Below are 18,019 nucleotides of genomic sequence, written 5' to 3'. Positions count from 1 at the left end.
GTCGTCTGGTCGGTCACGCCCGCGCTCCACACGCCGCTGATGGCGGTGACCAATGCGATTTCAAGCGTGATCATCGTCGGTGCGCTGATCGCGTCCGCCGCGCCGGGTAGTGACATTTCGAAATATCTGGGCCTGCTCGCGGTCGTGCTGGCCAGCGTCAATATCTTCGGCGGATTTGCCGTCACCGCCCGAATGCTCGCCATGTATAAGAAGAAGGAACGGTAATGGAGCACGCGGTCCAGAACCCATTCGTCGGTCTCGCCTATCTGATCGCGGGCGTGTGCTTCATCCTCGCGCTGCGTGGCCTGTCGTCGCCTGCCACCAGCCAGCGCGGTAATCGCTATGGCATGATCGGCATGGTCATCGCGGTGGGCACGACGTTGCTGGTCCACCACACCGCCAACCTGCCTGAAATCCTGATCGCCATCGCCATCGGTGCGGCCATCGGCATCATCACCGCGCGCAAGATCGCAATGACCGATATGCCGCAGCTTGTCGCCGCGTTTCACTCGCTCGTCGGCCTTGCCGCCGTGCTCGTTGCTGCTGCAGCGTTCCTGAACCCGCTCGCCTTCGGTATCGTTGACGCCAGCGGCACGATCGAACCCGTCAGCCGCATCGAAATGGGCCTCGGCGTTGCGATCGGTGCGATCACGTTCAGCGGCTCGGTCATCGCTTTCCTGAAGCTCAACGGCAACATGGGCGGAAAGCCGATCATGCTGCCCGGTCGCCACGTCATCAATCTTGCCCTGATCGTCGGCATCCTCGGCCTGGTCGGCTATTTCACCGTTGATCAGTCGCCGTGGGTGTTCTTCACCATCACGGCTCTGGCGTTCGTGATCGGCTTCCTGCTGATCGTGCCCATCGGCGGCGCGGACATGCCGGTCGTCGTGTCGATGCTCAACAGCTATTCGGGCTGGGCGGCGGCGGCGATGGGCTTCACGCTTCACAACACCGCGATGATCATCACCGGTGCGCTGGTCGGGTCATCGGGCGCGATCCTGTCGTACATCATGTGCAAGGCCATGAACCGCAGCTTCATCAGCGTCATCGCCGGTGGTTTCGGAGCCACCGCCGGACCTTCAGGCGGCGACGCGAAGACCGACCGGCCGTGGAAACGCGGATCGGCCGAGGACGCCGCCTATATGATGGCGCAGGCTGATCAGGTCATCATCGTCCCCGGCTATGGCATGGCCGTCGCACAGGCGCAGCACGTCCTTCGCGAAATGGGCGACCTGTTGAAAAAGCAGGGTGTAAAGGTGAAATACGCCATCCACCCGGTCGCCGGACGGATGCCCGGCCATATGAACGTGCTGCTCGCCGAAGCGAATGTGCCCTATGACGATGTCTATGAGCTGGAGGACATCAACAGCGAGTTCGCCCAGACCGACGTCGCCTTCATCATCGGCGCGAACGACGTGGTGAACCCGGCGGCCAAGACCGACAAGGGATCGCCCATCTATGGCATGCCGGTGTTTGACGTCGGCAAGGCCAAGACGATCTTCTTCATCAAGCGCAGCATGGGCGGCGTCGGTTACGCAGGGGTCGACAACGACGTGTTCTACATGGACCAGACCATGATGCTGCTCGCCGATGCCAAGAAGATGGTCGAGGACATCAACAAGGCACTGGCGCATTAGTCGGATCGCGCGAGGCTGTAGCCTGTTACAGCCCGCCACCAGCGGTCCGACCGGCCGGCGTCGCGAGGGCGACGACCGACGACCGACGACGCGGCTTTGCCGTGGCGCCTTGCCTTAACGAGCGACCGTCCACCCAAGCGTAATCGACATCCGCCGGTTCCTGGGGTCCAGCCGATCGCCCGGCACGTACGGCTCGCGATCGGCCACGCCCTCGATCCGGGCGAACCGAGGTCCGGCGACCCCCGCGATCAACAGCGCCTGCCGGGTCGCCTCCGCCCGCGCTGTCGACAGAAGCCAGTTGTTCATCGGCGCGGTCGCGGCATAGGGCTGCGCGTCGGTATGCCCGCGGACGATCAGGTCGTTGGGCACGTCGGCCGCAACCCTTGCCACCTCGGCGATCAGGTCGCGGGCGTCGGGCGACAGCCGGTCGGTCGCCGTCGCGAACATCGAAAAGTCCGCCTCGTCGACGATATCGATCCGCAATCCCTCGCGCGTTTCGGTAAAGCGGATGTTTTCCGCCAGCCGCTTCAGCCCCGGCTTGCTGTCGATCCGCACCTGCAATGCGCGCTTCAGATCCTCGAACCGCCGCCGGTCGACGACTTTGGGATCGGTGCCGCCGACCTCCGACACGTCCTTGGGCAATTCCAGCGAGCGCGAACCGACGCCGCTTGCCCGACTGACGTAATTATCCTTGGAGGTGATCGAATCGCCGCCGAACATGCCGTCCGATCCCGAACTGTTCTGGCGCATCTCGATCAGCGTCGGGCTGAAGTAATCAGCGATGGACTTGCGCTGTTTCTCGGTCGTCGCACCCAGCAGCCACATCAACAGAAAGAACGCCATCATCGCGGTCACGAAATCGGCATAGGCGACCTTCCACGCGCCGCCGTGATGGGCGGCGTGCGGTGCCTGAATGATCTTGCGGACGATGATCGGGCGCACGGGCGGTTCGTTCGATCCGGCTTTTGGCCCGGCTTTTGGCCGACGCGGCGGCGCGGCGTTCATTTACGCATCCCGTCGAACACTTCGGCAAAGCTCGGCTGCACGCCATGCGCCAGCCCCGATCGTGCGGCCTCGATCACGAGCGGTTGCGGGTGGCCGTGGAGCGACGCGACGATGATCTGTTTGACTACGCCATAGATTGCGCCGTCCTCCTCGATTACCGCGCGCGCCTTGGTGGCGAACGGCCCCACTACGCCATAGGCCAGCAATACGCCCAGGAACGTGCCCACCAACGCCGACCCGATCATCGCGCCCAGCACGGCGGGCGGCTGGTCGATCGACCCCATCGTCTTCACCACGCCCAGCACCGCCGCCACAATGCCCAGCGCCGGCAGCGCGTCGGCCAGGTTTTGCAAATTGTCGGCAGGCCCAATCGCCGCGTGGTGGTGCGTCCGGATCGCGTTGTCCATGACATCCTCGACCGCATGGGGATCGAGCGACCCTGAGGAAATCACGACCAGCCGCAGCGTATCGGCGATCAGGTGGACCAGTGTCTTGTCCTTCAGCAGCCGTGGATATTCAGCAAAGACGGTGGACGCCGCCGGGTCCTCGATATGCGGTTCGACCGCGACCGGCCCCTCGATCCGCAGCATCTTCATCAGCCGCGACACCAGGAATATCGTGTCGAGATAGTCCTGCTTCTTCCACGCCGGCCCCTTGAAGACCTTGCCGATCCCCCCGCCCAGCGCCTTCAGCTGCGCACCCGAATTGCCGACGATCAATGAAGCCGCCGCCGCCCCGCCGATGATCAGCATCTCGTGCGGCAACGCCTCCAGCACGGGCATCAGATTACCCCCGGTCAGCGCGAAGCCGCCGAAGACCATAGCAAGCAGGACGATCAGGCCGATGGCTGGAAACATGGTGGCGCGGGTCCTCGGTTGGGGTGTCCACTCGTTAACGACCGGGGCGGGGCGGGGTTTAGGCCGCTGGCGACCGGGCCGCCATGACCGACTGGATGCGCCGGGCGGTTTCCGCCGTTGCGGAATTGTACACCAGCATCCCCAGGTCCGGGCGACCGTCGACCGCAAAGACCGAGAATTCCAGCTCCAGCAACCCGTGTTCCGGGTGATGAATGCGCTTCAGCCCATGGGCGTGTCCGGCAACGTCGTTGTCCCGCCACAGCGCCGCGAATTCAGGACTGCTCCTCGACAGGTCTTCAACGAGTTCCGTTATTTCCGCCCTTGCCCCTGCCCGGACGGTGTCGGCCCGAAATGCACCAACGACATAACGGGCGACGGCGAGCCAGTCCTCCTGCCCGGCCTTGACGCCCGAATCCGTGAAGATCAGGCGCAGGATGTTGCGTTGCGCGCGCGGGAGCTTGCCGTAATCGGTCAGCACCATCGCCGCCGCCGCGTTCCACGCCACCACGTCCCAGGTTGCCGTCTTGATGATCGCGGGGCTGGTCGGCAGGGCGTCGAGGACACGTTGCAACCGAGGCGTTACTTCATCCGAAATCTTGTAGTGCGGTTCGGGTGGCCGTCCCAGCCCAAGAATGAAAAGATGCTCGCGCTCGGGTTCCGTCAGCATCAGACCGGCGGCAAGGCGATTGAGCACGTCTGCCGAAGGCGCGCCGCCTCTGCCCTGTTCCAGCCAGGTGTACCAGGTCGGAGAGATGTTGGACCGCTGCGCCACCTCCTCGCGGCGCAATCCGGGCGTCCGCCGACGACCGCTACCGAAACCGAAGGCCGCTGCATCGAGACGCGAGCGACGATCACGAAGAAATATGCCAAGGGCGTTATCGGGTGCAGAAGCCATGCCGACCTGTTAATCGTTATACCGGGATAAAGTCACTACTTTAACAGGACCAGCATAAGCGCGAAATATGTCTTCGATCATAACGGAGATTGCAATGCGTGTTTTTCTGACGGGTGCGACTGGCTTTATCGGTTCGCGTATCGTTCCCGAATTGCTGGCTGCGGGGCATCGGGTGCTGGGATTGACGCGTTCGGACGACGGTGCGCGCGCACTGGCTGCCGCCGGTGCCGAGGCGCATCACGGAACGCTCGAAGACCTGGACAGCCTGCGCGCCGGGGCCGCAAAGACCGATGCCGTGATCCACACCGCTTTCGATCATGATTTCGCAAACTTTTTGGCCAATTGCGAAAAGGACCGGCGCGCGATCGGTGCGCTGGGCGAAGCGCTGCAGGGTTCGGACCGGCCATTGCTGATCACCTCTGGCACAGGAATGGGCGACCCCGGGGACGGGGGCCTGGCGACGGAGGACGTCTTTAATACCGCTCATCCCAATCCGCGCATCGCGTCCGAACTGGCCGGCAATGCACTGCGCGATGCGGGCCTCGATGTTCGCGTCATAAGGCTCCCCCAGGTCCACGACGAGTTCAAGCAGGGGCTGATCTCGCCTTATCTGGAAATCACGCGTGAACAGGGGGTTGCCGCCTATGTGGGCGACGGTGCCAATCGCTGGCCCGCCGCGCACGTACTCGACGTGGCAAGGCTTTATGTGCGGGCGCTGGACCGGGGCAGCAGGGATGCGCGCTACCATGCAGTCGCCGAGGAAGGTGTCTCGGCCCGCGCCATTGCCGAAATCATCGCGACGGGCCTGGGCGTGGCGGCGGTGTCGATGTCACCGGAGGAAGCAGCAACGCATTTCGGATGGTTCGCCATGTTTGCCGGTCTCGATATGTCAGCCTCCAGCACCTGGACCCGCGCGCAGCTCAGCTGGGAGCCGACCGGCCCGGAGTTGCTCACTGACCTGCGACGGATGGACTATGGCGTGCGCGCAACGGTGGGATAGCTGACCCATCTTCTTCCAAAAAACCTTTGGAGGAAATGGCCCACTTCCCTCTCCCCTGAATTGGCGAGGGCAGAACCGTCACTCCGGCGCAGGCCGGGGCCTGTACGGACGTCAGAAAGAGGTGCGCCGACCCGACAGCTGTATACCCCCCGGCCTGCGCCGGGGGTATAGTGATAGCCGATTGTCAGCCAAGCCCTCACCCCAGCAAATCGAACAGCGTCCGCCGGTTCACCTTGGCAAACAGCGCCTGTGCCGCGTCCAGCGCGAGCTGGTCGCCCTGTATCCGCGCGACGGTGCCAGATACATCGGTTGCCTCCAGCGCCTGTCGCTCCTCGGTGCCGCTCGTCTGCACGGTGACCAGGCGGTCGCGGGCACTGTCGATGCGGGCGGCGCGCGTGCCCTGTTCGCCGCGCACGGCGGCCATATGATCGCTTGCCGCGGTCACGTTGGCCAGTGCGGTCGCGCGCGCGGCGGGTCCCGCATTCAGCATCGCCGCCGCGTTTCTCAGTACGACCGCCATGTCCACCGGCCCACCTGTTGTGGCAACCGTGAAGGCGTTGGCATAGGTCGTTGTTGCCGCCAATGTCAGCCCGCGTCCGACCGGCACGTCCAGCGCCGCGCCGACCGGAAAGACCCGCGCGCCCCCGGCGTCTGTCTCGCCACCTAACCCGTCGATTTCTGTCGCAATACCCACCAGTTCGCTGGCGATTCCGGCGCGGTCGGCATCGTTCAGCGTGTCGCTGGCCGCGCTCGTCGCCAGTTCGCGGGCCCGGTCCAGCAACTGCCCGATCGCGCCGAGTGCGCTGTCTGCGCGCGCCGCGACAGAGGCCGCGCCATCGGCGTTGGCGGTCCACGACCTGGTGTCGATCTCCTGTTGGCGCAGCACCGCGATGCGGGCGCTGGCTGCCGGATCGTCCGATGCCACCTGCAATCGCTTTCCCGTCGCAATGTCGGACTGCCCGCGCGCGATCCGCGCCGCCAGGTTCGTCTGGCGGGCGATATCGGTATCCATGCGAAACCGTGTGCCGTTGATCATTTGAACAATCCCATAATGGTGTCGAGGATGTCGCGCGCGACCTGGAGGATTTTGGCCGAGCCTTCATAGGCTTGCTGGAAACGCAGCAGGTCGACTGCTTCGTGATCCAGATCGACGCCCTCCACCCCGTCGCGCGCGGCGTTCGCGGTGGTCAGCCGCGCGGTCGTCGTCGCGCGCTGGCTGGTGGCGGCGGCGGTGGCCTGGGCCTGCAGGCCGACCATCGTATTCCACTGCCCCTCGACGTCGCTCGTCGTTCGCACCGTGGCCAGGTCCAGCGCATTGCCGTTCGGCACGCCGCCCGCCGATCCAGCCGCCACGGCATCGGCATCGGTCGCCAGCGCAACCAGTCCGGCGGCACCACCCACCGCCGACAGCAGCGCGGTTCCGGCAGTGCCGCCGGGCGTGCGACCCGCGCCCTGCCACTGGTTGATGTGACTTGCGAAATCGGATGCCAGCACGTCCAGCGCCGCGCGCCGGTCGGCGATAACAGCGGCCGTTGTCGCGAGGCCTGACAGCGTCCCGCCCGTTGGTGTCAGCGGCGCGCCTGCGGCCAGGCTTAATCGTCCGTCGCTCGCCACCGTCAGCGTGATGGATGTCGCGGTGGCCCCGTTCAGCAACATCTGGCCATTGCTCGACAGTGTCGTCGTGCCGTCGGTGGCAACGACGATATCGATGTTCAATTGTCCCGCAACCGCGTCGATCAGGGCGTCGCGCTGGTCGGACAGTTCGACATAAGTGGCGGTTCCGGGTCCGGCGTGGCGGATGGCCAGATTGATGTCGGCCAGCGTCGACAGGGTGCCGTTCAGGCCCGCCACCGAAGACTGCGCCGCATCGCCGACGCCCTCAGTAGCGCGCTGCAGGTCGCCTGCACTGGTCCTGATCGCCTGCGCGGCGGCATCGATGGCACTCAGGAATGCCGTCCTGGGCTGGCGTGCCACGGGGTCGGCGGCCAGAGCTGCGCCGCCTGCGAAAACCGCGCCTAACCGTGCCCCGACGCCATCATCGCCGTCGGCCAGCGCGGTTTCGGTTATGGCCATCCAGCCCGATATCGCCTTTGCCTTGCCGTCCGCGGTCGCCGCCAGCCGCGCTTCGCCCACGCGGAAACGGTCGGTGGCCCGGTCGATCGCCTGGACCTCGACCCCGTCGAAACGGTCGACATTGCGGTACAATATGCTTTGCCCCGCCCCGGTCGACACTTCGGTCAGGCGGGCGCTGCGGCGGGCATAGCCGACGGTTTGCGCGTTGGCGATATTGTCGCCGACGGTGTTCAGCGCAGTTTTATAGGCCCGCAGGCCCGACGCGCCGATGCTCAACAGGTCGCTGCTCATGGCTGATGTTCCTTCATCTGGTGTTCGACCATTGCGGCGATCCCGAACCCGCCAGCCATTTTATCGGCCAGATTGGCATCGGACATGTCGCGAAACTGGGTGGAATCGTCGCCGGATAGTGTCGAAGTGCGCATCGCGGCGATCATCTGGCGCAGGAAAACCGCCTCCAAAGCCTTTGCGGCCTTCGTTAGCGGGGTGATTGGTGCGTTTGAGACGGGCTGGATCATAGGATGATCAACTCTGCCTTCATGGCTCCTGCCTGTTTCAGGGCCTCCAGGATCGCGACTAGGTCGGCGGGCGAGGCACCGATCCGGTTCACCGCCGCGACGATATCGCTGAGCGACGCGCCGGGTGCGAAGCGGAACATCGGGTTGCGGGTCTCCTCCACGGCGATGTCGCTTTGTTGCTGGGTCGCGGTCTGTCCGTTGGAAAAAGGGGCGGGCTGAACGATCTGCGGGTTCTCATCCACCCGCACCGTCAGCTTGCCATGCGTGACCGCTGCGGGGGAAATCCGCACCGCGCCGTTGATGACCACCGTGCCCGTCCGCGCATTGACGATCACGCGGGCCGGGGCGTCCGCGGGCCTGACCTCGAAATTTTCGATCCGCGCCATCAGGCCGGCGCGCAGTTGAGCACCCGGTGGCGTGGCGATGGTGATCGAAACTGCATCGATGGCCTGCGCCACATTACCACTAAGTCTTTGATTTATAACGTCTGCGACCCGTTGCGCGGTGGTCAGGTCGGCGTCGTTCAGGTTGAACTGCAGCGCGGCAGCGCTGGCGAATCCGGTATCAACGAGATGCTCTACCAACGCGCCGCCCGGGATCCGCCCCGCCGTCGGGACGTTGACCGTCAGCTTCGATCCGTCGGCGGCATCGACCCCCAGTCCACCGACCGCCAGATTGCCTTGCGCCATCGCATAGATATTGTTGTCGGCCCCCCGCAGCGGCACCAGGATCAGCGTCCCACCCCTCAGCGACTTGGCCTTGCCCAGCGCCGAAACGGTGATGTCGAGCCGCTGGCCCGGCTTGGCAAAGGGCGGCAGTTCGGCCGTGACCAGCACCGCCGCCGCGTTCTTCAGGCTGGGGTTCACGCCCGGTGGCAGGGTCAGGCCGAACCGGCTGACCACACCCTTCACCCCTTGCGTCGCATAGTCGAGGCTGTCATCGCCGGTGCCCGCCAGCCCGACCACCACGCCATAGCCGGTCAACTGGTTCGCCCGCAGTCCCTGAAACGCGCCCAGGTCCTTGATCCTGTCGGCTTGCGCAGGCACCGCACCGAATGCCAGCAAGGCCAACAGCCAGCGCATCAAAAGGGGCTCACGATGCTGAAAAAACGTTGCAGCCAACCCTGGCGACTGGCGCGCGCGACTTCACCCCTGCCGGTATAGGTAATGCGCGCGTCGGCGACGCGGGTCGACGCGATGCGATTGTCGACTCCGATATCGGCGCTGCGGATCAGGCCCGAAAGTCGCATCATTTCCTCGCCGCGATTGAGCGTCACTGTCTTTTCCCCGCGCACCAGCATCGTGCCATTGGCGTAGGCCGCTGCGATCGTGACGCTGATCTCGCCCGTAAGTGCGTTCGACTGGGCGGCCTGCCCCGTTCCCTTAAACGACTGCGCACCGCTCATATTTAGGTCAGAGCCTGCGAAGAATGCGAAGGGGCCGGTGCCGGGCGGTGTCAGGCCGATCGCCCCGCCGCGATCGGCATTCTGGGTCGCCGACTTGGTCGCCTGCGTGCGTTCGACCAGAACGACCGTCACGATGTCGCCCACTGCATTCGCCCGCGCCCCACTGGTGAGCGGGGAATAGCCCGCCGCTCGAAAGATCGCGCCGTCCGCTGGCGACTCCGATACGCGCGCCGCCAGGCTCGGCGAAAAGTCGGCGGGAGGAGCGCGGCCCGCCGCCAGGCACAGGCAAGCACCCAGCGCGGCGACCTTAAAGCTGCTGATTGACATATTTCAGCATTTCATCGGCGGCAGAGATCATCTTCGAGTTAACCTCATACGCGCGCTGCGTTTCGATCATGTCGACCAGTTCCTCGACGACATTGACGTTCGACGCCTCGAGGGTTCCGGACCGCACGGTGCCGCGCCCTTCGCTGCCTGGCGCACCGACCTGGGGCACTCCGCTCGCCGCGGTTTCGGCAAGCAGGTTGTCGCCGAGCGATTGCAGTCCCGCCGGATTGACGAAGCTGGCGGTTTCTATCCGGCCGAGTTCGGTCACCTTGCCATCAACGGTGGCGGAGACCGTGCCGTCGCTCCCAATCGTGATCGATTGCGCCCCGGACGGGATCTGGATGGCGGGCTGGACCGGCAACCCCGCCGAGGTGACGAGCGTGCCCTCCGGCGACGGCGCGAAGTCGCCTGCGCGGGTATAGGCGATCTTGCCGTCGGGGGTCTGAACCTGGAAATATCCTGTGCCCTGAATGGCGAGGTCGAGCGCGTTGCTGGTCGTGGTGAACGCCCCCTGCGTGTCGATCCGCGCGGTGCCGGTCATCTGGACGCCCGACCCCAGCGACAGGCCGATGGCGTATTTGTTTTCGGCCGACGATGGCGCTCCGGGGGTCGTGATCGACTGGTAGGCGAGCGTTTCGAACGTCGCGCGATCGCGCTTGAAGCCGGTCGTGTTCACGTTTGCCAGATTGTTGGCGATGACGCGCATCCGGGTGTTCTGCGCGTCCAGCCCGGTGCGAGCGACCTGTAGTGCGGCATTGGCCATGATGGTTTTCCTAGCTTGGCAATTTCATGAGGTTGGTCGTGTCGGTGTCCATCTCGCGCGCGGTGGTCAGCATCTTGACCTGTGTGTCCCACGCGCGGGACGCTTCGATCATCGCGACCAGCGCGGTCGTCGGATTGACGTTCGATCCTTCCAGCGCGTGCGACGTCAGGCGGCCCGCAGGATCGGCAGGCAGCGCGCCACCGTCCTGCACACGGAACAGCCCATCCAGATGCTTGACGATTTTCGACCCCGTTGCCGATGTCAGCTTCAGCCGGTCGATCTGTTGCGGGGCGTTTGGGTCGCCGCCGACCGGCACGATCCAGACCGAGCCATCGTCGTTGATCGTGACCCGGTCGGCGGGCGGGATCGTTATCGGCCCGCCATCGCCGACCACGGGATGCCCGTCGCCCGTCGTCAGCAGTCCGCTGTCGCTGACGATCAGGTCGCCGCGCCTCGTATAGGCTTCGTCGCCATCCTCGGCTTGAACGGACAGCAGGGTGCCGCCGTTCAAGGCGATGTCCAGGGGTCGCCCCGTCGCCGTCACGGCGCCACCCTGCATATCGGCGGCAGTGACCTCCTCGGAGGCAAAGGCGCGGTCGGGCAGTCCTGTGCCCCTCAGCCACACCGGACGGACGCTTGCGATGTCGGCGCGGAACCCCGTGGTCGATGCATTGGCGAGGTTGTTCGCCGTCACCGCCTGTCGCGACATTGCCGACTTCATCGCCGACAGCGAAATATGGATCAGCCGGTCCACCTCAGGTCCGCAAATTGATGATGGTCGTGGTCATGGCGCTAGCGGTTTCGATGGCCTTGGCATTGGCCTGGAAGTTGCGCTGCGCCCCGATCAGGGCGACCAGTTCCTCGGTGATGTCGACGTTGGCGCGTTCGATCGCTCCCGAACGGATCGAGCCGAGTGCGCCGGTCTGTGCGGCGTTGATCGCGGGCGGCCCGCTGTCGCCGGTCGATTGCCAGTGCGCGTCGCCGATCGGGCGCAAACCCTCTTGCGCCGTAAAGCTCGCCATCGCGACCTTGCCCAGGAATTCGTTGCTGCCGTCGCTATACGTCGCCGTCACCAGTCCATCGTCGCCAATCGAGATGTTGGCGAGGCCGATAGTGGGCGCGCCCGGCTTGCTGGTCGGCAGGACGAAATCGGACAGGTCCGCCATCGTCGTGCCCGTGACCGAGCCAGTCGCGTCGACGGGTAGCAATTGCAGGGTCGAGCCGATCGTATCGGTAATCTTGCCACCGATCGGGTTGAAGGCTCCGTTGCGCGTATAGCTGAGTTCGGAACGGGGCGGATTGCCGCGCACCACGAACATTCCTTCGCCAGCGACCGCGAGGTCGAGCGTCTTGTCGGTGGCCTCAAGCGTCCCTTGCGTAAACTGCTGGGTGATCCCGTTCAGCCGCGTACCCTGTCCCGCGATCATTTTTGTGGCCTGGGTGGGGGAGGAGGCAAAGAGATCGCCAAAGACCGCGCGGCTTTTCTTGAAACCCGCCGCGCCGACGTTAGCGACGTTATTCGATATGACCGCGAGGTCGGTCTGCGCGGCCTTCAGGCCAGATAGCGATGTATAAAAGGACATGGTGGTTCTCCGGTTCAGCCGAGGCGGATTGCGGCTTCTGGTGCGATGAGGCCGTTGGGCGTGACGAGGCGCTGGGCGCTGCCGCCTGCAGGGGACTGGACAGCCGTAATCGGGGTCCAGATGTTGGTGGTCGTCGCGACCGTCGCGGATTTGTTTTTCGCCGTGACCCGCACGCGCAGCGGGCCGGTCGCAGTGCCGCCCTCGCCATTGCCGTCCCATTTGAACGTCGTGGTGCCTTCGCTCTTGCCGAGCGTTTCGCTGTGGACGATCAATCCGGCACCATCGAGCAAGTCGATGGTCAGCCGGTCGGCGGGGGCGTCGAGCGTGACCTGTCCGGCATAGGTGCCGTCGGTCCCGCGATTGACGAAATCTCCCGCGATCAACGCGCTTTTGCCGATCCAGGCGGCGGCGTCGCCGACCCGGCCCGCGTCGAGTTTTGCGGCAATGGACTTCAGTGATGCATTCATTTCGGAAATTCCAGCAACGCTGGAGAATTGCGCCATCTGGGCAACCATCTGGGTGTTATCCATGGGTTCGAACGGGTCCTGTGTCTGGAGTTGCGTGGTCATCAGCTTCAGAAACGAAGTCTGGTCGAGCGTGCCGCTCCCCGACGATTTGGTCGTAGCGTTCAGCGCGGCGATGCTGCGGCTGTCGATGGCATTTGTCATCGGCCGACCCTCAGCGTGTCGAGCATCAGCGACTTTGCGGTTTCGATTACCTGCACATTGTTCTGATACTGGCGCGCAGCCTCGATCATCTCGACCATTTCGGCCGTTGAATCGACGCCTGCTTCCCAGACATTGCCGTCGGCGTCCGCCAGTGGGTGATTGGGGTCATGGCGGCGGGTGACGGGGGTCGCGGATGCAATCACCCGATCGACCTGAACCGTCGCAACACCGGGTTCGTTGCCGACCGCGCGGAACACGGGTTTCAGCGCGCGAAAGGCGCCCGCTTCGGTGCCAGAGATCGACCCGGCATTGGCCAGGTTGGAGGCGGTGGTGTTCAGACGCACGAGCTGCGCCGACATGGCGCGTCCCGATATGTCGAACACACTGAGTTGGTTCGGCAAGGTCATTCCCCTTTTAAGGCGCGGGTGATGGTGGCGACGCGGCCTTCCAGAAAGGCGAGCGTCGTGCGGTACTGCACCGCATTTTCGGCAAACTGGGTTTGTTCGGTCGACAGTTCGACAGTGTTGCCGTCGAGCGATGGCTGGACCGGAACGCGATAGCGAACCGCACCGGTAGCATCCTGGCCCGACGCGACGAGGCCGAGCGCGCTTTCAAAATCGATGTCGCGCGCCTTGTAGTTGGGCGTTGCGGCATTCGCGATGTTCGAGGCCAGCATCGTCAGCCGCTGGCTTCGCAGCGACAATGCCTGTCCGTGGATTCCGAATAGTGCATCCTGCGCCATTGCGAGCCTTTGACCGAAGTGCCGGGTTGGCACGCCGGTCATTCCGCAAGGTGCGTGCCAGTTCGGCAGGATCGGCGGAAACGCGGGGATTAGTGGCACGGATGATGCTGGGTAACGGGATTGAACCGAGAGGAGAGTGATGATGCCGTCAATTTTACGACAGCTTGTTTGGGGAGTGGCGCTGATGGCGACCGAAGCGTCGGCGGCGACGTGGCAGGATCTTGACGCTGTCGATGCCATTGTTGTTGCGGCGGCGGGCGGGGTCGGGGTGGCCCGACCGGTGGATCGGCGGATGAAGCTGGCGGCGTGCCCGGAAACGCTCACCGTGGGTGCCCCAGCTGCCGGATCGATAACGGTCGGGTGCGCCACGATCGGTTGGCGCATCAGGGTGCCGATGGTCACGACGATTTCGCCCACAACAGTCCTGCCGTTGATCCGCAAAGGCGACCCGGTATCGGTCGTGACCGGTGCCGACGGGTTCAGCGCGTCGGTATCGGGGATTGCCGAAAGCGAGGGTCCGCTGGGCGCGCGTGTCCGCGTCAGGACGGGGCCGGGGGCGGCGGGCGTGATCGTGGGGCTGGTCGCCGATCCCGGCACGGTCCGGATTTATTGATTAAGCTTTCCCGTCATAAGCCGTTATCCGGAGGGTGTACGAGCGGAGGGCGATGTGATGGTCGATGGCGTTAGGGTGAGCGGGACTGGCCCGGTCGAGCGGGTTGCGCGACCGATCGCGTCGTCGGCCCCGCCGCGTGTCGTGACAGTCAGATCGGGTGATCTTTCGACAATAGCAGTGATGGCATCACAAGGTCCCCCCATCGACGCATCGCGCGTGGCGCAACTGCGGACTGCGATTGCCGATGGCAGCTACGGGGCCGATCCCGACGCCATTGCCGCGCGCATGATCGCGAGCGATCTGGGCCCGATCGCCGACTGATCTGGCCACTCCCTAATCTGGCACGGGCTTTGCAGAACTTCCCCATATCCATTGGGGAGTGTCATGGTTTCGACGGTATCCAGCGCGGCGCAGGCCGCTCGCGTGCACGACGCGATTGCCACGGCGTCCACCCGGACGGGCGTGGCCTTTTCATATCTGTATAGCCAGGCGAAGGTCGAAAGCGGGCTGGACCCCGATGCCAGGGCGGGGACATCGTCGGCGACGGGTCTTTACCAATTCGTTGAACAGACATGGCTCGGCACGGTCGCCAGACATGGCGCGGAGCATGGGCTGGGGGCGGAGGCCGCCGCCATTTCACGCGGGCGCGACGGGCGTTACCGGGTGGCGGACGCCGGTGCGCGGGCGGCGATACTGGCGCTGCGACGAAACCCGGAGACGTCCGCTGCGATGGCGGCCGAATTCGCGTCGGACAACCGCGCGTCGCTGGAGCGCAGGCTTGGCCATAGCGTTCAATCGGTCGATCTGTATCTCGCGCATTTCCTGGGCGCAGCGGGGGCGGGCCGGTTCCTGCAAGCGGTAGAGACCGATCCTGCTGCGTCGGGCGCAGCACTGTTTCCGGCGGCGGCTCGAGCCAATCGATCGGTCTTTTATGAACGTTCGGGCGCGCCGCGTTCGCTGACCGAAATACGCCAGCGGTTCGCGACCAAATTCCAGCCGGAAGCCGCGCCCCCAGGACCGCAGCAATGGGCCACCGCCAGCCCGGCGCGGACGATCAACCCGATCAACGCGCGCCTCGCCTATCTGATGCTGGCGTCGCTGGGGGTCCGGGCATGAGCCGTTCGCCAACCATGTTGCGGCTGTGGGGCAGCGCCGCGCGGAACAGTATCCTGCCGTTCATGACGCTCGCCATCGTCGTGCTGATGATCGTCCCCGTGCCGAGCATCGTGCTCGACATCGGCTTCATCGCCAATATCGCGATCTCGCTCGCTGTGCTAATGATCGCGCTGAACGCGGCACAACCCATCGAGTTTTCCTCTTTCCCCACGGTCCTGCTGTTCGCGACCCTGTTGCGCCTGTCCCTCAACGTCGCCTCAACCCGTGTCGTCCTGGTCGCCGGGCACAAGGGTGAGGCGGCGGCAGGCCATGTCATCGAGGCGTTCGGGACGTTCGTGATCGGCGGCAACTGGGTGGTCGGGCTGTTCGTGTTCCTCATCGTGATGATCATCAATCTGGTCGTCATCACCAAGGGTGCGGGGCGGGTATCCGAAGTGTCGGCACGCTTTACGCTCGACGCGCTGCCGGGCAAACAGATGGCCATCGACGCCGACTTGAATGCCGGGCTGATGACCCCCGAACAGGCCAAGGCGCGGCGTCAGGAAGTGGCAACCGAGGCCGACTTCTACGGGTCCATGGATGGGGCGTCGAAATTCGTGAAGGGCGATGCCGTCGCGGGCGTAATGATCCTTGCCATCAATATCGTCGGTGGCATCGTGCTGGGCACGGTATCGCACGGCATGGCGCTGCAGGATGCGGCAAAGACCTATGTCCTGCTGGCGATCGGCGATGCGCTGGTGGCGCAGGTTCCAGCACTGCTGCTGTCGATTGCGGCGGCGGCCATCGTGACGCGGGTGTCGTCGCCGCTCAACCTGGCGGGGCAGGTGACCGCGCAGTTCGGCAAGTCGGCGGCATGGACCCCCGTTGCCGCGATCATGGCGGTGCTCGGCCTGTTGCCGGGGATGCCACACCTGATCGTCCTGCCCGCCGCACTCGGCGCCGCGGCGCTTGCCTGGCACCTCCGCCAAAAGGAGCGGTCCGCGATCGTCCTGGTTGCGCCGATGCCAGCCAGGCCTGCCCATGCGATCGAATGGAACGACCTGCACGACGGCGCGGCGCTGTCGATCGACATCGGCTACGCGCTGATCGGGCTCGTCGACGAGCGGCGGGGCGCGCCGCTGATGGCGCGGATCACTGCGATCCGGCGACAGCTTTCGCGCGAACTGGGCTTCGTCGTGCCACAGGTTCGCGTCCGCGACGATCTGTCGCTTGCTCCCAATGCCTATCGCCTGACGCTGGCCGGGATGGTCGTCGGCGAAGACGAGGCGTTTCCCGACGACTTTCTGGCGCTCGATTCAGGCGACATCGAGACCCCGGTCGAGGGACGCGCGGTCAGGGATCCGACGTTCGGGCTGGAAGCGGTTTGGGTCGCGCCCGAGGGCCGGTCGGAGGCGATTGCAGCGGGCTACACGGTGGTCGATGCACCGACCGTCATCGCGACGCACCTGAACCGCGCGATCGTCGGTGGGGCGGCCGACCTGTTCGGCATCGACGAGGCGCAAAAACTGGTCGAGGCACTGAAGGACAGCGCACCCGAGCTTGCCCGGGGCCTGACCCCGCAGCCGTTCGGGCTACCCGCCATCGCCGCCCTGTGCCGCAGCTTGTTGAGCGAAGGCGTGCCGCTCAAGGATTTTCGCCGCATCGCGCTCGCCATGATCGATTGCACGTCGCTGGCCGCCACGCCGAAAGTGCTGGTCGAGGGCGTGCGCCAGCGGATCGGTGCGTTGATCGTTCAGACCATCGTTCCTGTCCGCATGCCGCTTCCCGCAATCACGCTCGATCCCGGCCTTGAACTCCTGTTGGCACAAGCGCTGCAGGTCGGGCCCGATGCCGAGTTTCCGTTCGAACCGGGGCTGTCGACCCGGATCGTGGCAGCGGTCGGGACTGCTGCCGCCCCACTGCTGGCCGGTGCGCGCAATTTCGCCATCATCACCTCGCCTCTGGCACGGGCAGCGCTGTCGCGGTTGCTGCGGCCGCATTATCCGGAGACGCCGGTGCTGTCCTTCCTCGAGATACCCGACGCCAAGCCCGTCGATGTCGTCGCGGTCGTCGGCTCAGGCATCCCCGCGCTGACCGAGGATGCCGCAACATGGCGCTAGTCGATACGCCCGTCGCCGCATTGACATATGGCACCGAAAGCCGCGTTGATCCCGAACAACTGATCCGCGAACACATGGGCCTGGTTCGCAAGATCGCGTGGCATGTCCATGGCCGCGTCTCTACGGCGATCGACGTCGAGGACCTGATCCAGTCGGGCATGATTGCGCTGATCGAGGCGGCGCGAGGTTATCAGGATCGCGGCCATGCCTTTGCGACCTACGCCTCTCTCAGGATCCGCGGCAGCATGATTGACGGACTGCGCAAACAGGCCACGCAATGTCGCTCCGCCATGGCAAAGCGGCGTGCCATCGCCGGCGCGCGTGACCAGTTCGAACGCGCCAATGGCCGTCCGCCCGGAGATACCGAGCTTGCCGACGCAATGGGGGTTGATTTGCCGACCTATCATGCAATGGCGGACGCGGCGCAGTCGGTCCGGCATGAATCGATCGACGACCTGTATTCCGATCATTCGATGTGGTTTGCCGATGTCGAAGAACGCGCCGATGATGCTATCGAGCGGACGCAATTACAGGCTGCGATTGCCAGGGGTATCGGTGGACTGCCCGAACGCGAAGCGATGGTGTTGCAGCTGTATTTCGTCGAGGAACTGAATCTCGATGAGATCGGCGAGACGCTTGGCGTGGGCGCGGCGCGGGTCTGCCAGATCAAGAAGGCGGCCCTGAACAAGCTGCGTTTCGTGCTCGATCGAGATTGATA

At 64.9% G+C, this 18,019-nt stretch carries 21 protein-coding genes and 1 pseudogene; 8 read left to right on the top strand and 14 right to left on the bottom strand.

Going from position 1 to position 18,019, the window contains the following annotated elements; all coding sequences use genetic code 11:
- The coding region (locus Q0R02_RS03715) for an NAD(P) transhydrogenase subunit alpha (protein ID WP_293880963.1) at positions 1–225 on the top strand (225 nt) is incomplete at its 5' end.
- Complete coding sequence (locus tag Q0R02_RS03710; protein WP_293880961.1) at positions 225–1,637, top strand: NAD(P)(+) transhydrogenase (Re/Si-specific) subunit beta; 1,413 nt, start codon at positions 225–227, stop codon at positions 1,635–1,637. The genes Q0R02_RS03715 and Q0R02_RS03710, both read left to right, overlap by 1 nt.
- A gap of 126 nt (positions 1,638–1,763) precedes the next feature.
- Here Q0R02_RS03710 and Q0R02_RS03705 read toward each other — a convergent pair.
- The 3 genes and pseudogenes from Q0R02_RS03705 to Q0R02_RS03695 form a co-directional block, all read right to left on the bottom strand.
- Positions 1,764–2,642 (bottom strand): annotated as a pseudogene (locus tag Q0R02_RS03705) (flagellar motor protein MotB); the annotation flags it as partial.
- Positions 2,639–3,499 carry a flagellar motor stator protein MotA gene (gene motA / locus Q0R02_RS03700; RefSeq protein ID WP_293880959.1) on the bottom strand — a complete coding sequence of 287 codons (861 nt, stop codon included), beginning with the start codon at positions 3,497–3,499 and terminating at the stop codon, positions 2,639–2,641. The gene motA and the pseudogene Q0R02_RS03705, both read right to left, overlap by 4 nt.
- A gap of 58 nt (positions 3,500–3,557) precedes the next feature.
- The gene (locus tag Q0R02_RS03695; RefSeq protein ID WP_293880957.1) at positions 3,558–4,394 is read right to left on the bottom strand and encodes a helix-turn-helix transcriptional regulator; all 837 of its coding nucleotides are present in this window, start codon (positions 4,392–4,394) and stop codon (positions 3,558–3,560) included.
- A 94-nt stretch (positions 4,395–4,488) separates the two neighbouring features.
- Between Q0R02_RS03695 and Q0R02_RS03690 the strand changes: the two genes are divergently transcribed.
- Positions 4,489–5,394: an SDR family oxidoreductase gene (locus tag Q0R02_RS03690; protein ID WP_293880956.1), complete on the top strand. Its 906-nt coding sequence runs from the start codon at positions 4,489–4,491 to the stop codon at positions 5,392–5,394.
- A gap of 196 nt (positions 5,395–5,590) precedes the next feature.
- Here Q0R02_RS03690 and Q0R02_RS03685 read toward each other — a convergent pair whose 3' ends face one another.
- From Q0R02_RS03685 to Q0R02_RS03635, 11 genes are read right to left on the bottom strand one after another with little or no spacing between them, the layout of a single operon-like run.
- Positions 5,591–6,430, bottom strand: a complete 840-nt coding sequence (locus Q0R02_RS03685; protein ID WP_293880954.1) for a flagellin — start codon at positions 6,428–6,430, stop codon at positions 5,591–5,593.
- A complete protein-coding gene (gene flgK / locus Q0R02_RS03680; protein ID WP_293880952.1) occupies positions 6,427–7,758 on the bottom strand; it encodes a flagellar hook-associated protein FlgK in 1,332 nt (443 codons plus the stop codon). The genes Q0R02_RS03685 and flgK overlap by 4 nt, the downstream gene beginning before the upstream one ends.
- Entirely contained in the window at positions 7,755–7,985 is a 231-nt protein-coding gene (locus Q0R02_RS03675; RefSeq protein WP_293880950.1) for a rod-binding protein, read from the bottom strand. Before Q0R02_RS03675 ends, flgK begins: the two co-directional genes overlap by 4 nt.
- Positions 7,982–9,067 (bottom strand): flagellar basal body P-ring protein FlgI, encoded by a 1,086-nt coding sequence (locus tag Q0R02_RS03670; RefSeq protein ID WP_293880948.1) that lies wholly within the window; start codon positions 9,065–9,067, stop codon positions 7,982–7,984. Before Q0R02_RS03670 ends, Q0R02_RS03675 begins: the two co-directional genes overlap by 4 nt.
- On the bottom strand, positions 9,067–9,717 hold the full coding sequence (locus Q0R02_RS03665) for a flagellar basal body L-ring protein FlgH (RefSeq protein WP_293880946.1): 651 nt from the start codon (positions 9,715–9,717) through the stop codon (positions 9,067–9,069). Before Q0R02_RS03665 ends, Q0R02_RS03670 begins: the two co-directional genes overlap by 1 nt.
- Positions 9,698–10,480, bottom strand: a complete 783-nt coding sequence (gene flgG, locus Q0R02_RS03660; RefSeq protein WP_293880944.1) for a flagellar basal-body rod protein FlgG — start codon at positions 10,478–10,480, stop codon at positions 9,698–9,700. Before flgG ends, Q0R02_RS03665 begins: the two co-directional genes overlap by 20 nt.
- Before the next feature lie 10 nt (positions 10,481–10,490).
- Positions 10,491–11,234 carry a flagellar basal body rod protein FlgF gene (locus tag Q0R02_RS03655; RefSeq protein WP_293880942.1) on the bottom strand — a complete coding sequence of 248 codons (744 nt, stop codon included), beginning with the start codon at positions 11,232–11,234 and terminating at the stop codon, positions 10,491–10,493.
- Between the two features lies 1 nt (position 11,235).
- Entirely contained in the window at positions 11,236–12,063 is an 828-nt protein-coding gene (locus tag Q0R02_RS03650; RefSeq protein WP_293880940.1) for a flagellar hook-basal body complex protein, read from the bottom strand.
- Positions 12,064–12,077: 14 nt separating this feature from the next.
- Positions 12,078–12,731, bottom strand: coding sequence for a flagellar hook capping FlgD N-terminal domain-containing protein (locus Q0R02_RS03645; RefSeq protein ID WP_293880938.1), 654 nt, complete (start codon positions 12,729–12,731; stop codon positions 12,078–12,080).
- Complete coding sequence (gene flgC / locus Q0R02_RS03640) at positions 12,728–13,138, bottom strand: flagellar basal body rod protein FlgC (RefSeq protein ID WP_293880937.1); 411 nt, start codon at positions 13,136–13,138, stop codon at positions 12,728–12,730. Before flgC ends, Q0R02_RS03645 begins: the two co-directional genes overlap by 4 nt.
- Positions 13,135–13,473, bottom strand: coding sequence for a flagellar basal body protein (locus tag Q0R02_RS03635; RefSeq protein WP_293880970.1), 339 nt, complete (start codon positions 13,471–13,473; stop codon positions 13,135–13,137). The genes flgC and Q0R02_RS03635 overlap by 4 nt, the downstream gene beginning before the upstream one ends.
- Positions 13,474–13,657: 184 nt before the next feature.
- Here Q0R02_RS03635 and Q0R02_RS03630 point away from each other — a divergent pair, with 184 nt between their 5' ends.
- The 5 genes from Q0R02_RS03630 (at position 13,658) to Q0R02_RS03610 (ending at position 18,017) form a co-directional block, all read left to right on the top strand.
- The gene (locus tag Q0R02_RS03630) at positions 13,658–14,086 is read left to right on the top strand and encodes a flagella basal body P-ring formation protein FlgA (RefSeq protein ID WP_293880936.1); all 429 of its coding nucleotides are present in this window, start codon (positions 13,658–13,660) and stop codon (positions 14,084–14,086) included.
- 75 nt (positions 14,087–14,161) lie between these two features.
- Entirely contained in the window at positions 14,162–14,407 is a 246-nt protein-coding gene (gene flgM / locus Q0R02_RS03625; protein WP_293880935.1) for a flagellar biosynthesis anti-sigma factor FlgM, read from the top strand.
- A gap of 63 nt (positions 14,408–14,470) precedes the next feature.
- Positions 14,471–15,202, top strand: coding sequence for a lytic transglycosylase domain-containing protein (locus Q0R02_RS03620; RefSeq protein WP_293880934.1), 732 nt, complete (start codon positions 14,471–14,473; stop codon positions 15,200–15,202).
- Complete coding sequence (flhA, locus tag Q0R02_RS03615; protein WP_293880933.1) at positions 15,199–17,301, top strand: flagellar biosynthesis protein FlhA; 2,103 nt, start codon at positions 15,199–15,201, stop codon at positions 17,299–17,301. Before Q0R02_RS03620 ends, flhA begins: the two co-directional genes overlap by 4 nt.
- Positions 17,292–18,017, top strand: coding sequence for a sigma-70 family RNA polymerase sigma factor (locus tag Q0R02_RS03610; protein WP_293880932.1), 726 nt, complete (start codon positions 17,292–17,294; stop codon positions 18,015–18,017). The genes flhA and Q0R02_RS03610 overlap by 10 nt, the downstream gene beginning before the upstream one ends.
- Positions 18,018–18,019: the final 2 nt, after the last annotated feature.

It is taken from the genome of Sphingomonas sp. (assembly GCF_025353885.1).
Classification (GTDB): Bacteria; Pseudomonadota; Alphaproteobacteria; order Sphingomonadales; family Sphingomonadaceae; genus Sphingomonas_O.
The sequence above is the reverse complement of the archived record's forward strand: the minus strand, read 5'-3'. Positions and strand labels throughout refer to the sequence as shown.